The sequence below is a fragment of the Runella limosa DSM 17973 genome, assembly GCF_000482465.1.
Taxonomy (GTDB): domain Bacteria; phylum Bacteroidota; class Bacteroidia; order Cytophagales; family Spirosomataceae; genus Runella; species Runella limosa.
On the sequence record NZ_AXVJ01000025.1, the window covers coordinates 111,104 to 125,923 of the forward strand.

Annotated in this window: 8 protein-coding genes; 5 read left to right on the plus strand and 3 right to left on the minus strand. The window is 42.2% G+C overall.

Annotation, left to right across the window (positions count from 1 at the left end; all coding sequences use genetic code 11):
• Positions 1 to 4 precede the first annotated feature (4 nt).
• From K339_RS32205 to K339_RS0100540, 5 genes are all read left to right on the plus strand, one after another.
• Complete coding sequence (locus K339_RS32205; RefSeq protein ID WP_051397709.1) at positions 5 to 1,624, plus strand: hypothetical protein; 1,620 nt, start codon at positions 5 to 7, stop codon at positions 1,622 to 1,624.
• Positions 1,618 to 2,739, plus strand: coding sequence for an acyltransferase family protein (locus K339_RS0100525; protein ID WP_028521850.1), 1,122 nt, complete (start codon positions 1,618 to 1,620; stop codon positions 2,737 to 2,739). Before K339_RS32205 ends, K339_RS0100525 begins: the two co-directional genes overlap by 7 nt.
• Positions 2,740 to 2,880: 141 nt before the next feature.
• Positions 2,881 to 3,627, plus strand: coding sequence for a glycosyltransferase family 2 protein (locus tag K339_RS0100530; protein WP_028521851.1), 747 nt, complete (start codon positions 2,881 to 2,883; stop codon positions 3,625 to 3,627).
• Between the two features lie 331 nt (positions 3,628 to 3,958).
• The gene (locus K339_RS0100535) at positions 3,959 to 6,685 is read left to right on the plus strand and encodes a hypothetical protein (RefSeq protein ID WP_157607428.1); all 2,727 of its coding nucleotides are present in this window, start codon (positions 3,959 to 3,961) and stop codon (positions 6,683 to 6,685) included.
• A gap of 11 nt (positions 6,686 to 6,696) precedes the next feature.
• Positions 6,697 to 7,710, plus strand: a complete 1,014-nt coding sequence (locus K339_RS0100540) for an alginate O-acetyltransferase AlgX-related protein (protein ID WP_028521853.1) — start codon at positions 6,697 to 6,699, stop codon at positions 7,708 to 7,710.
• Between the two features lie 34 nt (positions 7,711 to 7,744).
• Here K339_RS0100540 and K339_RS0100545 read toward each other — a convergent pair whose 3' ends face one another.
• The 3 genes from K339_RS0100545 to K339_RS0100555 all read right to left on the minus strand — a co-directional run bounded on the left by K339_RS0100545 (position 7,745) and on the right by K339_RS0100555 (position 14,621).
• Positions 7,745 to 8,791: a Wzz/FepE/Etk N-terminal domain-containing protein gene (locus K339_RS0100545; protein ID WP_028521854.1), complete on the minus strand. Its 1,047-nt coding sequence runs from the start codon at positions 8,789 to 8,791 to the stop codon at positions 7,745 to 7,747.
• Between the two features lie 10 nt (positions 8,792 to 8,801).
• The gene (locus tag K339_RS0100550) at positions 8,802 to 11,105 is read right to left on the minus strand and encodes an SLBB domain-containing protein (RefSeq protein ID WP_028521855.1); all 2,304 of its coding nucleotides are present in this window, start codon (positions 11,103 to 11,105) and stop codon (positions 8,802 to 8,804) included.
• Positions 11,106 to 11,243: 138 nt separating this feature from the next.
• A complete protein-coding gene (locus K339_RS0100555; protein ID WP_028521856.1) occupies positions 11,244 to 14,621 on the minus strand; it encodes a T9SS type A sorting domain-containing protein in 3,378 nt (1,125 codons plus the stop codon).
• Between the last annotated feature and the right edge of the window lie 199 nt (positions 14,622 to 14,820).

The following is a 14,820-nucleotide window of genomic DNA, read 5'->3' on the forward strand; positions in this document are numbered from 1 at the left end:
TTTTATGAACAAACGAGCGATTGCTTCTTTAGTGGTTACAATGGCGCTGATATTTGCTTACTATCAGCTCTGGAATCGTTATGCCATCAATATTCCCAAATGGGACGACCATGCACTCAAAGCGACAGTACTTAATTTCGAAAAAGCCGAAAGTGTTGGGGGCAAACTTTACGAACTCTATCGCCAACACAACGAGCATCGAATTGCCCTGACGCGGCTTGTTACGGTTATTGATTATAAAATCTTTGGGCACATCAATTACGAGCATTTGATGTTTTTTGGCAACCTTGCCTTGCTTTTAATTTGGTGGTTGCTTACTCGTTTTTTCAAACCCCTGCAAGGCGCAGTTTGGTATGCTCTTCCCATTGCTACGTTTTGGTTTTCGTTGGCTTTTTGGGAAAATGCGTTTTGGGGAATGGCAGCGGTGCAAAATATATGGGTCGTTGCGTGGGCCATGCTCACCTTTTGGAAGCTCAGTCGTGCCGATGCCTACTGGTGGTGGGCACTCCCTACGGCTTTTATGGGTCTCTTTACCAGCGGAAATGGCCTGTTCGTAATGCCACTGGCCTTGGGTATTCTTTTACTCCAAAAACGCTGGAAAATATCACTCATTTGGCTGATTTTTAGCGCATTTTGTATTTTACTTTATTTTTGGGACTACCAACGTCCCCCTACCGACCTGAGCGCAACGGGGAGTATCAAAGAGTTTATTCGAGGCTATCTGCTCTTTTGTGGTTCACTAACTGAAGGCCTACCCTTTGGTAATTTCCCAACTCAAATGCCCGTTTGGTTTGGTGCACTCACTATTTTTGTGAGTTTCAGTATGTTGCTATATATTTTGCGGAGCTACTGGAAACGAAATTTTGAGCTCGACTCTTTCGACTACTTTTACGTGGGCGGTGTCCTTTTTGCTTTAGGAACAGCACTCATTGTCGTGTATTCTCGGGCTGGACTTGGGGCCGAAATCATGCTTACCAGTCGGTACAAATTGTATTCTGCCTTGCTATTGAGCTTTAATGTCGCTTATCTGACGCGATTGGCGCACCCTCGTTTCCGAGAGGTGATGACGATGACGTTTGTTGTTGGGGCAGCTTACCTTTTTGCCTGCAATCAGCATTACCACCTGTACGACACGATTCAATTACGAAAGTACAACGTCACCAGCTGCTTCAACTGGCGTAATGACGGCATCACCTCGAGTTCTATTTATCGGGCTCCCTCATTGTTTTTAGAGAATATTCCCATTCCCAAAGATTCTGTATTTACGGGACAAGCGTGCTTGGTTAAAAACAATTCTCTTGAATTGATTCAATCCGAATATCGCCTTTACGACCTCCGCGATGGCGGGCTCTACATTGTGCTTTCCAATGCCCAACACCAGTATGTATTTCCTACTTGGCAAGCCCGCAAACATTCGTTTAGGAATATATTCAATTACAAACACTACTTTATCAAAGGCTCAAAAGCCATTGTGCCTCCCCCATCGTCAGACATAAAACCTGGTACTTACAAGGTACGTTGGTTGCATTTTGACCGACAAGGAAAACTTTATTTTGAAGATGCAAAATGCAGTGTAGCGACGTTCCAACCAGCTCAACAACAAAACATTAAGACAAATTGGTAAAACATCAAGATAACTATCTCGTCCAACTCGACGGATTGCGCTTTATGGCAGTTGCCCTCGTTTTGTGGGACCACTGGATGCCCGAACCACACTCGCTCCCATTTGGGAAGTTAGGCGTAAACCTCTTTTTTGTTTTGAGTGGGTTTCTAATCGCTCGGATTTTGCTCAGTAGCAAAGACAAAACGTATGGCAAAGAGGGTGGTTTGGGGGCCTATTTAAAGAAATTTTACATCCGTCGAACCATTCGGATTTTTCCAATCTATTACCTGTCACTGATTGTTCTTTGGTTACTCCACGACCCTTCCGTACGCGGGAAAGAAGGCTGGCAATTTTTGTACGCTTCTAATATTTACATTGTACTCAAAAAAACGTGGCTCGGCGTGACCGACCATTTTTGGTCATTGGCAGTAGAAGAGCAGTTTTACATCTTTTTTCCGCTGCTTATTTTCTTCATTCCTCGCCGCTATGTGGTTTCGTTTTTTAGTATTCTTATTGTCTTTAGTGTTCTTTTACGAGCTTACTTTTGGCAAACCAATGAGCCGTGGTACGTTTCTTACGTGACTATGCCAACCGCTTTGGATGCTTTTGGGGTGGGGGCACTAATGGCCTACGCCCAGCTCTACCACCGCCCATTTTTTCAAAAAATATTCAGTAATCGCTGGTATTTAGGGATTAGCTTTTTGGCACTTGCGGGTATTTTTATGTTATCACGCCAACAAACCCTGGCAGGTGTAACCCAAGACCAAAACCTGTATATTTCCATTTGGGAACGTTTTTTTGCCTCCATTTTCTTTACATTTCTAATTGGAGGTGGCATTATTGGGTACAAAGGGTGGTTTAAATGGTTTTTAGAGCACCCCGTCAGCAACTACCTTGGGAAGATTAGCTACGGACTTTATGTGTATCATAATTTTGTGTATAATCATTACCACTCACCCGCCCTCCACCCTACGGTTCGGTTATTTAACAAACTAAGCCGTACCTTCCCCGACTTTGGAAACATGCACTTTGTCCAGTTTGTCATACTCTTTGTACTCACCACCGTCGTTGCCTCCGTTTCGTGGTTTCTCATTGAAAAACCCATCAACAACCTAAAAGATAAATACGCGCCCTAACAGAACCTACCATAAAATAAATCCTTCGCGAGGAAAGATAGGCCAATCGCCTTTTTTTGAGTAGTTTTGAGAAATTTTTTGTCTTAAAGTCGTTCCGTTTGCACAATAGCGCGTCTTAACACACAAATCCCCAATTCAATAATGAGCCTTTATTTTTCGATTGTGATGCCTGCTTATAATGAAGAAGAGTGTATTGAGCAGGTAGTAACCATGTGGACTTCCTTTCTCAAAAATACCTTCCCAGGCAAAGAGACCAAACTCATCGTTATCAATGATGGTTCAAAAGATGGTACCAAGCAAATCCTTGACCGTATCGCACCTTCCATTGACAACCTTTACGTTGTACACCAGCCCAACGGCGGGCATGGAAATGCGGCAGTAAACGGCTATCGTAAGGCGGTTGAACTTAACTCTGAATGGGTATTCCAAACCGATAGCGACGACCAATTTGTCACCGAAGATGTGATAAAACTTTGGGCAAAACGCAACGAATCTAATTTTATCATGGGCTACCGTCAGGTTCGTTATGACGCATTTGCACGTTTGATTATTACTCGTATCTTGAAATATACGATTTTCTTTGCGTACGGAACTTTCATCAACGACGCCAACATCCCATTCCGTCTCATCAAAGGAAGTTATCTAAAAAAACTTCTAGCCCAACTCCCTAATCCAGAGCCATTTGCACCTAATATTTTCTTGGCAGTAATGGCTAAAAAGGCAGGAGAAAAAACATTTGATATACCAATTACTCACAAAGAGCGTTTGACTGGGACAGTTTCTATTTTACGTTGGAAACTAATCAAGGTTTGTATTCAAAGCTTTAAGGAGTTGTTAAACTTCCGTTTGGCGCTCAACAGCAAAGTACGCGCTATCAAAGCTGCTTAATCTGTTTTCTATTGGGGGACTCCTGTTTAGGTTAAACGTGCAGGTTGAAGCCATTAAAATATAGCTTTACTATTTGTTGCTCCAGAGGAGCTACATCTTAGTAGAAAAAATGCCCCAGGTCTTCCCCAAAGCCCCATCGGGAGGTGTTTATTCGCCTTTTTCTACTAAGATTTAGCCTCGCTGAGGCTACTTTTTTTTAATGCGTTTAACAACAGTGCTTCAAAGTGGGGAAATGCGAATAGAAAGAGTAAGTACTTAGGAAACACGAACCTACAAACCCAGAATACGAAACCGTAAACCCAAAACTGTAAACCCAAAACCGTAACCTTCCATGAATAGAAGAGGCATCATAGTTGCCATTTCATTGGTGATTTTATTAGCAGGCTGGTGGGGTTTTCAGCGTTGGCAAATGTACTCGGCAACTGTCTGGAAACTTTTACCCGAAAACGCATTTTTAGTCCTCCAAAGCCAACGACTTCAAGACACTACCTTTAAAGTTCAGAAAGGTGGGATTGAAATGCGTGAAGTACCTCTTCTTAACCTTGCGGCTCATCAAATCGACCACTTTCGCCTTTTGAGCGATGATAGCACCAAAGCTGATAAATTGCTCAAAAACCGTGGAATCACTTATGTTCTCCAAAAGACATCAAGCGGTCGGTTTGTCTTTTTGGTTTTTCTTCCACTTGATGCTTTTCAGTCTTACAATTGGCTGGAGAGCCCTACTTCCTCCAAAGTACGGGTTACGTCTCACTTACACAGTGGCCAAAAAATCTACGACGTTACAACCCCAACTTCTGACCCAATTTTTGCCTATACCCGTTTCAATAACTTTATTGTATCCTGTATTTCAGGCGACGTGTTAGAAGATTGGATTCGCTACGCATCAAGTCCGCTGCGCACTACTCGCCCAAGTCGTTTTGAAACAATTAAAGATGACGCCAGTGAGTTAAGTGTTTTTCTTGACAACACACTCCTCTCTGATGTCTTGCGACGCGATGTCTCCACCAAATCGGACGCTGGTCTGCTTTATTTTCTTTCTTTTCTACCTAGTATTGAAAGTTTACACCTCGACCCCGTCTTTTCAAGCAAAAACACGACCCTTACCTCAAAAGGGAAAAAAATAAAGGTAGAAGGCTACCTCGATGCCCTCAACGACCAAAAAGCAAGCCCATTTAAAAATACCTTTTTTATCCCCAACAATACGGCCATCATGTACCGCCTTGGGTTTGATGATGCAGGTTTGTTTACGCGGAAGTTACGGGGACAACTTCAAAGTCTCTCTGCGGATTCAATCAACCAATCTCGGTCAGCACTCCAATCATTGATTAGTGCCAGCCGCATTGATTCTTTTTATCGTTTTTCTCACAAAGAACTTATTCTTTGTCAATTGGAGCCCAACAACGTCCTCACCAAAGGACAAGTAATTCTGCAACAAGTAAGCCCTAGCACTTCTTTAGAGCCATTTATTCGACGTTTAGCGATTCTTTTAAACAAAAATAAAGGATTACCCATCGAGCCCTTTCAAGGAGGAAAAGTGTATAGAATCGACTGGAATGAGCTTCCTGCGGTACTTTTTGGGGGACTTTTTAAAGGGTTTCCAAAATGTTATGTGGCCTTTCACAAAAATTTTGTCGTCTATGCCAACGATTCGCAAGTGCTAAAGGATTACCTCATTGACCTCGAATACCAACGTACTTGGGCAAATTCGGCCGTTTATAATGCTTTTTTTGACAAAACATTTCGGTCTTCCAACTTTACTTTTGTCATCAATCCACGTAAAAGCAAAGAATACATGGGCAGCGGCTTTATGAATTATCTTTTTAAAGCCCTTAGTTATGATATTACCGAACAATTGCCCTTTGACCAGCTTGTTTTCCAAAGTGCTTACAAAAAATCACGAGCTTATTCGTCGCTTACTTTTGGGCGTCTTAGTAAGGCATCTAGTGCTAAAATTTTGAATAAAGTATTCCTACAGCAAGAACTTGAAATACCAGAAGCTCCTTCAGGTGGCATTTTTACCGTGCGGAACTATCCCAATGGTATGGAAAAAGTTATCATCGCAACCGCAAGCAACGAATTACTGAACCCACTTGCCGAAGAGAAAAAACGGAAAATTGCGAAACTAGATGCCCCCATCGTAAGCGATATTTATTCGGTTGATTTTTTGAGTGTAGGCCGCCTTCAATACGTTTTTGCTACCGAAAAAAGCCTCAACGTAGTTGACGAAGACGACCAACAGCGGTACATGACCATTCCTTCGATTCGTTTACCATTAGGACGAAAAATTAGAAGCCTCCAACAACTTGAAAGTGGAATTGAGGGAAGTTTTCGGTTTTTGGTTATCGACACTAACGGATTTCTATACCTATGGAATAGCCCGACCCAACCCCCTATTTTGCTCAACACTTCTCGCCCTTTTGCTGATTTACTACTTCCAATTCACGAAGTCGAATACCAGAGCAAACGTCATTTTTTATTTACCCAGAGTACGGGTCAGATTGGCCTCATCAACGAATCGGGTGTTATTCCTGAACCTTACAAAATTGACTTTAAAACCAACTTTTCAGGACCATTCTTTGGCGTTTTTCTTCCTGAAAACAATTCAACTCAGCTCATTGGTGTAACCAAATATGGTGAGTTCATTGAAAATACGCTTACTGGAAAAACCATCGATCGGCGTCAGCTTTTCCGCACTGACCCAACTTCTTTTTTCCGCGCCAAAGCTGCTCCTAACAACCGTGATTGGTTACTTTTCCGCGAATCCGAAACACAATTTGCCGTGTTAGATAAAAAAGGAAACGAACTCTTTTCGGCCAAAGGTCTTATTGCCGCCAAAAACCAAGTTCAATACCATTACCTAAGTTCCGAAGTAAAGTTTTTGAGTGTAAAATCAGGAAATTACACCACACTTTATGACCTCAAAGGGTATCAGATTGGCGACAAACCTTTCCCAAGTGAGTATCCCGTTCGCATTAACCTTGTCGAAGGCTACAACAAGCTATTGGTCTATGGCTTTGCGAATAAAAAAATACAAGTTTGGTCGCTCAAACTACGTTAGTTACCGAATTTATGAAGATTTTTTTAAAATACTTACTCCTATTTATTGGGGCATTGCTTTGGGTCGTAGGCTGCGTTCCTACGTTTCGTAAAACAGCTTTTGAATGGGGTTTAACGAAAGATTCTTACCGTTATGGGGATTTGTATCGTTTGTCCAATTTGCCCCAATTCAAACAAGAACAGCTACCTTGTAACAACGCCCCACGCTTCGACTCCCCAACCGATTCCACGGCTTTATACATCATTGGGGATAGTTTTACGGAGCATCAGCGCGTTGGGAAACAAGATTTCAACGTTGGAGCTTACACCCGCATCCACTGGAACGAAGTAGAAACAATTCAACTTGATACTTCACGACGAAATATCTTGGTTCTTCAAACGGTAGAACGGCATTTTCGGGAGCACTTTGCGGTAGAAGTACGTAATTTTACCATTGGCCCCAAACAACCAAAAGTAAGCGGATTTTCGTTTGAAAATTGGGTGGCTGAAGTATATCAGAGTTTTGAAGAAACGTTAAAAGAAAGCGAAGAGTCTTTGGCTAGTTTTCTTTTTTCTGGCGATATTTTTCTGACCTTGAAAGAGTGGAAAGCCAACCTAAATCTTCAATGGTTTGGACGTCACAACGACCAAGTGGCTTTGTCTCCCGATAAAACACAGTTGCTGTTCGTCTGGGATACCGACTCTAGCCGTATTACGTCGTCTTTTAAGCTATTACCAGACAAAGAGCTAAAAACACTCATTAAGCAGGTCAATCAGACCCGTGATTATTACAAATCGCTTGGGTTTGATGAAGTATATCTCTCTATCATTCCTAACAAAACAAGCATTGTCGCATCCGACTTGGGACCTTACAACCACCTCATTGAGCGCGTTCAACGTGATTCGACCCTACAAGTTCCATTTATCGACGTCTGGACACCCTACTCCCAACGACCAACCACCGTTTACAGCCTAAGCGATACCCACTGGAGCTGTACGGGTCGGGCGATTTGGTTGGAAAAAGTAAACGGGGTACTTTCATTTTGATGAAAATACCCCGTTTGGTAACTTACTTTTACTATCAGTTAAATACTTGCTTGTAGTTTTTCTTTCGGATTAGCGCTATTAGTATGCCCAAGAAACCACCTACTAAGCCTGATATTGCGATAATTACACTTCTCCTAGGCTCCGATTTACGGGTAGGAGCTGTAGGTGGTTCTAGTACTTTAATAACTGGAGTTTCTTGATGGAGCTTAATCTTCGCCTCCTCGTATTTTGTCAACAAAGAATTATAAAAGTTAGACGACGTATTGTATTCTGCTTGAATCCGCTCTCGTTGAACATCGGCCGCTTGCAACCGAATCGTAGGTGCTTGAAATTGATCGCTATATTGCGCTTTTTTCTCCTGGTTTGAATAATACTTTCCCCTCGCTACATTCAAGCGTTCTGCCAAAAAGTCCACTTCTCTTCTATTTTTTTGAGTACGGTAATTAATTACATATTCTGTCAAATAGTCCATTGAAAATTTAGCCACAGTAGCCGCAACTACAGGATCAGGCAACTTAACATTGATACTAATTACTCCTGCTTTACGATCATACGTACTAAATATTCGCTTCCTCAAATCTTTGATACGGTTCTCATTTATGCGATTCAATACATAAAATCCTTTGGCCTCCACATTGAACTTCTTTAATAAAGTAGTATCTATTTCCTCATTTTCTTCTACTACTCGGTGATAAAACTCCTCGAATGTCAATTTTTGATTTGTTCGAGTTACCACGGGTTGTTTCATTAAGTCCAAATAAAAGGTCGTGCTTTTAAGCACTTCTGGGTATAAATCTGGCCGAATTGCTTCGGTAGCATTTTTTAAATCAATACCACTTAGCCCTAGTGCCCCTGCCAAACTTCCTAATGAGCCCGTTGCAGATGGTGGTATTTCTGGCAAAATTTTACCCTGAGACTCAAATTCCTCTTGAGCCGTAAACGCATAATACCCCCCACCGAGTGTGGTTAAAAGCCCAAATAGAATCACAATCCACTTTTCCTTCCAAACTATACGCCAGAGCTCCCCTAAATTTATGGGTGCTTTTAACTCTTTCTCGTCCAAATATTCTTCGTCTTTCATTAACCAAGTACTAATTTAAGGTTCTAATTAAAGTGATAATCAATACCGTAGCCGATGTCAAACCTGTAAACAAGGATAAGCGCTCTGCTGAATTTAGACGATTTTTTCTAGGACGAGTAGGTACAAACACTTGCATACCTCGTTCAACTTTGGGATAGAACTTCATCCCCAGAAATTTCTTAGTTCGGGCTGTAAATCCATTTGAATAAATCGCATATACCTTCGCAGTGTGGGCACTATCTGTAAATCCCCCTGCTTGTGTAATGTAACTTTTAAAACTAAACGTAGGGTTAAAAGCTATTACATTTGGATTAAACACTTGCCCACTCACGGTAACCGTTTCGGGAATTTTAGGTACGATAAGCTCATCTCCAGGCGCAAGCAACAGGTTATTGGAATGTTTCGGGTTCTTCAAAATCTGGGTGATATCCATGGCGATTAAGCGTCCATTTCTAAAAAACTGAATACCAGGCAAATAAGCTTCTTGACGAAAACCACCCGCCCGTTCAATCAAATTACTAATTCGTTCTTCCCGACTTGCGATTACGTACGTACTAGGGTACAATACCTGCCCTTTGATACTTACCGCTTGTTGAGCCAAGTAGTTGGGTAAACTACGAACAATCACCTCGTCATAAGGCTTTAATACAATACTAGAAACCTCACTAAGCTCCTTTGAAATATCGTACTTCGTCACTTCTACTGTTTCACTTTTTGTTTCATCATTGTATAATCGACGCGACAACTCTATTCCTTTTCCAGTAGCTCCATCCGTAAAACCTCCCGCCAACAAAATTAAATCTTGTAAGGTCATTTTTTCAGCAAAATCAAACACTCCCCCGCTATTTACCGCCCCCTGAATACCTACCGTCTGTGCCTGACGAGTTTCTGCAATTGACTTAATTACTAACACGTCTTCTCTTTTGAGTAGAATATCGTCACCCTCATTTTTAAACAATTGATCTAAATTAATTTGAATCAATTCTGGGTCTAAATTTTCGCGTTTTCTCTTTAATACCGCCCTGTTACGGAATGCATCTTCCCGCAATCCTTCTGCTTTTTTAATCAGTTGTTTGACCGTCTTAATATCATCACTCAAAGCAAATTCTCCAGGCCGAAAAACAGCACCAATAACTTCTACTTTATTTTCAAAACGATTTAAAATCGTCCCAACCACTAATTTATCTCCATTTTGAAGACTAAATTGACTTTGAGCGATTGGGTCAAATGTTATCAATTGTCTTTCTTTGGCCGTGTTACGATACACATTCACCGACGCCTGATACGATTGTTCGGTATAACCTCCTGCATAACGTAATAACTCACCAAAATTTTCATTGGTCTTCAATTCAAACGTCCCACTTCTTTTGACTTCTCCTTCTATCTCTGCCTTTTTAGCTGCTATCGGTATCAAAATCACGTCTTGGTCTCTCAAGTTGATATTTTCGGCTAGTGTACCTTTCATCAAAAACTCGTATAAGTCAACCTTTTGAATGACTTTATTATTTCTAAGTATTTGTATTTCGCGCATTGAACCATTTCCATTAGGGCCGCTGCATAAATAAAGTGCATGGAATGCCGTCGCTAATGAAGAAACAGTGTATGTTCCAGGATTAGTGGCCTCACCAATGACTGTTACTTTTATACTCCTCACATTTCCCAAAGTCACATCCACGTTTAACGTTCCATTTCTAAGTCCTGCGTAGAGGATTTTTAGGCGTTCAATAATTTTACTCTTTGCTTGTTCTATTGACAAACCGTTAACCGACAATGGGCTCAAGCTTTCTAGTTTAATCGTACCTTCAGGCGAGACCCTTGCATCGTAATGCTGATAAGCATATCCAGTAATGTCTATTCTGAGTTCATCATCTGGACCTAAAATATAATCTTTAGGAGTTGGTAATCGTAAGTTTGGCTCAAACGACAACGATTTATTAGAGAATAGTTGCGCACCGAACACATCCTTCTTTTTGCCAACTTCTTGGTCGTTGCCTACGGGCGTTGGTGTTTTTTCTGAAACCTGACCCTGTTGCTGACGAACGGTGTTATTCACATTCGTAGGAGTAGAACTTTCAGTTTTTATTTTTAGGGTGTTAATTCTAGCCCGAATTTTCGCGACATCCGCTTCACTATAACCTCTGGCCAATGCCCCAGCTTCTAATTCGGCTTGTGATAAGCCCTTACTCTGGGCCACTTTTATAAATTCTTCCAATTGTGCATCGGTCACTTCGTCAGCCGCTGGCAGGGCCTGTGAATAAGAGAAATGACATATTAAAAACAGAAGGGATACCCAACAATACTTTCTAAAACGCATGAATTTCAATAGGTTTAATAACTGGCCTTTCACTAAAAACGCCCCTACAAAGGTAGTGGCGTTTCGGATAGTTTACAAGCGATAAAACAGAAAGCCCCGCAGTTGCAGGGCTTTCGTTCGTATGAATCGTCTCGAGGATTAGTCTTGAGATACTTTCAATACTTTCAAAGCAGCACGCTTAGATGGAGTGCTAACTTGGATGAAGTACATACCAGTATTTTGGCTAGTCATGTCGATTTCTTCACGGTGAGTGTTAGTTTCAGGAGTTACCGAAGAAACTTTGATAGAACGGCCAGAGGCGTCAACCAAGTTCAACTTCACATCTTGACCTTTAGCACCGTTGATTGTCAATGACAATGTACGAGTTACTGGGTTTTGACCCATTGTCACAAATGGAGCTTCAGTATTCTCAGTTACGCCCTCACGAGCTGCACCTGAACCGATACCATTTTGTGATTGGATACGGAACCAGTATTCTTGGTATGCCAATTGTGTACCTTGAGCTGTACGTACGGCTGGATAAAGACCCATACCTTTTTCGCTCCAGTAACGGATGCTCAATTTATACAAACCTTTTGGCAATCCTTGCGTGTACTTAGGCTCACTTGTGAAACCATAAGCTCCGTGGTTGTGCGCATACAATTCAGTGAAACCATCACGGTTAGCATACATCAAGTATGGTGCGTTGTTTTCAACAGTGTTGTACGAGTATGGTACACCAGCTTCTGGTGTCACTAACATATCGTAAGAAATAGCACCTGCTGTTCCCAAAGCACATGACTCAACGTGTACAGTCCAGAAACGATCCGCTCCTTTGTTAGGATTCTCAGTAAAGAATACTGAAGGATTACCTTGTGAGCTGCTTTGCAATGATGGACCTGCGTCAACTGTTACAAAGTTAGCTGCCCAAGCAGATTTTGGTACGTTTGAACCAGGTTTAACACCTGACAATGGAGAACCGATATTGATAATTGTAATATCGAATGTTTTCCAAACTACAGTAGTTGTAGCACTCACTGGAGACTCACATGTAGTGCTTCCTACAGTAGTTACACACTTCGCAGTTACGGCACGTACTTGTGGTACATCTGATACCAATGCCAAAGCATTTCCTTCAGCACCTGTGCTCCACTTAACTACTGATCCTGATGGGCAGTTTGTTGTAAGCGTTACGTTTACACCAGTACATACTTCTGTTCCACCAATTGAAGTGATGACAGGAGCAGTAGCATTAGGAATGATATTGAATGTTACGTTATCACTCTTCTCGCTGTAGCAAGTAGCGTTAGCAGGCGCATTCTTGTCTTTACATTTAGCGTAGTAAGTTTTAGCCGTCGCAGGGATAGTTGATGGCAATGATGCCAATTCAACATCTCCACCAGCAGTTACTTCAAACCATACTGTTGCAAACTCACCACAGGTTGAACTACCTCCAAATGGAGTAGAAGCAGGAGCCGTTGCACATACATTACCAGGAGTCAATGTTGCAACTGGCTTAAATGAAGGCTTCTTATTGATTGTCAATTGCATTGGCGTTGACTCATTAGCACTGAAACAATCACCTAATTGACACTTAATACTATAGAATACAGTAGTACCTACTGCTTGAGTAGCTGGCGTTACTGTAGAGTTCATGTATTCTCCGCCGCCTGCGCGATACCAAAGTGTTTCGCCAGCTGGACATCCAGTAAATGTAATAGGAGTACTAGCGTCAGAGCTACAAATAGTAGCATTTCCACCTGCATTTACAGTTGTACCTGCGGCAGTCAAAGATACTCCTGTTGGATTTGTACCACGAGGATTAACTGTGTAAACCACCGTAGTTGTATCACTCACGCAACCATCAGAACCTGTGCTCTTACAAACAACTTTCCAAGTAGTTGTCTCAGCTGGTTGTGTATTTGGTTGTGATACCTGAACACCACCTTTAAGCCAAACCAACAATTGAGTTGAATTGCTACAAGTCAAGTTATTTTGTAATGGCTGACCTGCGCTTGTGTTAGCACACACAACCATTGGAGCGATTGGCGTAGCAGCAGTAAAGCTTGGCTTACCTGGACGAGCAGTCACCGTAACTGTAACGCCTGTAGTATTGCGTGGACCTTCGCAACCAATTGCACTAACGCAAGCTGGGTAGAATTTAAACGTACCAGCCTCTGGCATAATACCAGATGTTGGGTTTGTACCAGCACCATTTTGGTCTTTGAAGAACGTCTCTGCAGAACCTGTAGCTGTTGTATAGAACTTCAATGTTTCTCCAGAAGCACATCCGTTAGTTGTCACTGACACTTGACCACCTTGGCATACAGAAGCTGTAAGTGCAGTTGTTGTTGGAGCTGCTGGTAACGCTTGAACAATAACAGTAACCGTTTCCGAAGCGCCTTCACAACCATTAACAGTAATGCATGTCAAAGCATATGTGTATGTTGCTGGAGTAGCAGATGCTTTGCTTCCTTGAAGTACCATTGTAGTTGCAGGGCTAGGACCTACAATTTTCAATTGGCCAGCATTACATGTTCCGTAGAATTGCAATGGAGCCTCTGGGCACACTGTTGCTGTTGTAGCCGATGTTCCACCAACTTTGCTAACTCCAACAGCTGTTGGAGCAAGTGGAGTTGAAGTCGCTGTATAAGGTTGTACGTTCACCAAGTTTGCTACTGGTGTAATACAGCCTCCTGCCGTTTTACAGCCACCACCTACTTGGTAAGTAGTACCTGTAGTAAAGCTAGCAGGTGTCAATTCCAAGCCTGTCGTAGCATCTACCAAAATCGCTGTACCGCTGTTTGAACATGTAAAGCCAATCGTTGGTGCAGCTGGTGAAGCACCAACACAGCTTTGTACCAAATTCAATTGTCCCGATGGCAATGAAAGTGGATTAACCGTTGATGACGGTAATGCTACGCGAGGACTAACACATGCTCCATCTACACAAGCTGCATAGTACGTATAACCTGCAACCGCTGGAAAAGGAGAAGTAATTGTGGTAGAACCTGTTTGGCTAGTATAAATTACAGGATTACCAGTAGCACAAGAAATACCAGAAACAGTAATCGGAGCTCCTTCACATACAGGATTAGGAGAAACACTTAATCCTCCAAGATTAGGCACAGTGAGTGTATTATTAGTCCATGCAATGTTAGAACTAAGAGTACCTGCATTGAAAGTACAAACACCACCTGTTACGCGATAGCGAAGAGCAATGTTTGCGGTTGATGGTGATGCGGTTGCTGGCAATGTTAAAGTTCCACCAGTTGGTGAACCTACAGTACCTGCCGAGCCTGTAGCCAAGTCAGAATTGTCAGCTAAGTTAATAGCGACCAATTGAAGCGCTTGACCAACACACGAACCCGCGGGATTTTCAACAATGGTAGGGGCTGACGCAAGCGTAATCGTACTTCCACCACACACACTGGCGGGAACGCCTGTGGGGGCCGAAATACTCGAAATCTGGGCCATTGCTCCTACTGCCACCATCAATACCGCACAGAGTGAGAGTAAAAATTTGATTGGTTTCATTTGGATTTGTTTTAAGCTTTCTCCCCATGGAAAGCGTTTGGATTGTTTTAATGATGACTACTTGGGGGGGTAGTCCATAGTTTTTTCTAATAGCCTTACCGAGCACTCCCACTCGCAAGAGCTTACAGGGTGTAAGGTCAGCTAGGGGTTCCTTTGTTTTTGGGGGTTATAGTCTTTGAATTGTTTAACATAATTTAAG

Coding starts and splice junctions, on each gene's coding strand:
- K339_RS0100540 (WP_028521853.1), top strand. CDS start 6,697: ATGAAGATTTTTTTAAAATACTTACTCCTATTTATTGGGGCATTGCTT.
- K339_RS0100545 (WP_028521854.1), bottom strand. CDS start 8,791: ATGAAAGACGAAGAATATTTGGACGAGAAAGAGTTAAAAGCACCCATA.
- K339_RS0100555 (WP_028521856.1), bottom strand. CDS start 14,621: ATGAAACCAATCAAATTTTTACTCTCACTCTGTGCGGTATTGATGGTG.
- K339_RS32205 (WP_051397709.1), top strand. CDS start 5: ATGAACAAACGAGCGATTGCTTCTTTAGTGGTTACAATGGCGCTGATA.
- K339_RS0100550 (WP_028521855.1), bottom strand. CDS start 11,105: ATGCGTTTTAGAAAGTATTGTTGGGTATCCCTTCTGTTTTTAATATGT.
- K339_RS0100535 (WP_157607428.1), top strand. CDS start 3,959: ATGAATAGAAGAGGCATCATAGTTGCCATTTCATTGGTGATTTTATTA.
- K339_RS0100530 (WP_028521851.1), top strand. CDS start 2,881: ATGAGCCTTTATTTTTCGATTGTGATGCCTGCTTATAATGAAGAAGAG.